The sequence below is a fragment of the Marinobacter iranensis genome, assembly GCF_029207565.1.
In the GTDB taxonomy this organism is placed as follows: Bacteria; Pseudomonadota; Gammaproteobacteria; order Pseudomonadales; family Oleiphilaceae; genus Marinobacter; species Marinobacter iranensis.
Genome location: NZ_JANCMW010000034.1, coordinates 1 through 1190 on the forward strand (window position 1 = coordinate 1; position 1190 = coordinate 1190).

At 50.2% G+C, this 1190-nt stretch carries 1 protein-coding gene; it reads left to right on the plus strand.

Features of this window, described 5'->3' with window-relative positions; translation table 11 throughout:
* Nucleotides 1–79 precede the first annotated feature (79 nt).
* Nucleotides 80–1162: an IS630 family transposase gene (locus NLU14_RS21310; RefSeq protein WP_275710406.1), complete on the plus strand. Its 1083-nt coding sequence runs from the start codon at nucleotides 80–82 to the stop codon at nucleotides 1160–1162.
* Nucleotides 1163–1190 lie beyond the last annotated feature (28 nt).

Genomic DNA, 1190 nt, shown 5'->3' on the forward strand with positions numbered 1-1190 from the left:
CTAGTGTTCCGTCCGGGTAATTCCTTATCGTAAATGTGCTATAATTCGAGCTGTTATTCACGAGTTTGGAGACTCTGTTTTGGCCAGGAAACCAGCATCCTTTAACCTTGCGGTAAACGATCAACTGGAACTCGAAAGTTGGCTTCGAACAAGCACGCTGAGTCAGAGTCTCGTTCAGCGAGCACGGATCGTTTTGGCCCTGAATGCCGGTGAGTCACCCAAAGAAGTGGCTGAGCGACTGGAAACCAGCACGCCCACGGTATTCAAGTGGCGTAATCGTTACATCGAACAAGGCCTAAGCGGCCTCCAGGATGCTCCAAGACCCGGGCAACCCAGAAAGCTGGATCAGAAAAAGGTTAAATCAATTCTTGATGACACGGTAAAAAAGCTGCCCAAGGAATCTACTCACTGGAGCGTCCGGTTGATGGCGGAATATGCGGGTGTCAGCCGATGGCAAGTGCATCAGATCTGGAAAGCCGCTGACCTGAAACCGCACCGGCTGAAAACTTTCAAAATAAGCAATGATCCGGACTTTGCCGAAAAGGTTTTCGATGTTGTTGGTTTGTACCTGAATCCGCCGGACAACGCGCTGGTGCTGTCTGTTGATGAGAAAACGCAGATCCAGGCACTGGATCGCACTCAGCCAAAGCTGCAATTGAAACCCGGCCAAATCGAGCGTCGCACTCATGATTACAAGAGACACGGCACGACCAGCTTATACGCAGCTCTGAATATCCTGAACGGCGAGGTGATTGGGCGAATCACACAACGTCATCGCGCCAAAGAGTTTCTCGACTTTCTACGACAAATTGATCGAGAAACACCGAAAGAGCAGGACCTTCATCTGATTTTGGACAACAGCTCGACTCATAAAACACCAGAGGTGAAAGCCTGGCTGGAGAAACATCCCCGGTTCAAGCTTCACTTCACACCAACCAGCGCCTCATGGCTGAATGCCGTGGAGGGCTGGTTTGGTCAACTGGAACGCCGCGCTTTGTACCGTGGCATTTTTACCAGTGTGGGCGAACTCAAGACGGTGATTCGCCGCTTTATCAAGACTCATAACGAGAAACTGGCCAAGCCGTTTCGCTGGCACAAGAGTGCAGAATCGATTATGACTTCAGTGGCGCGAGCAAAGCTGAGTGTTATTGATAATAAATAAACGGATTACCCAGACGGAACACTAGAAA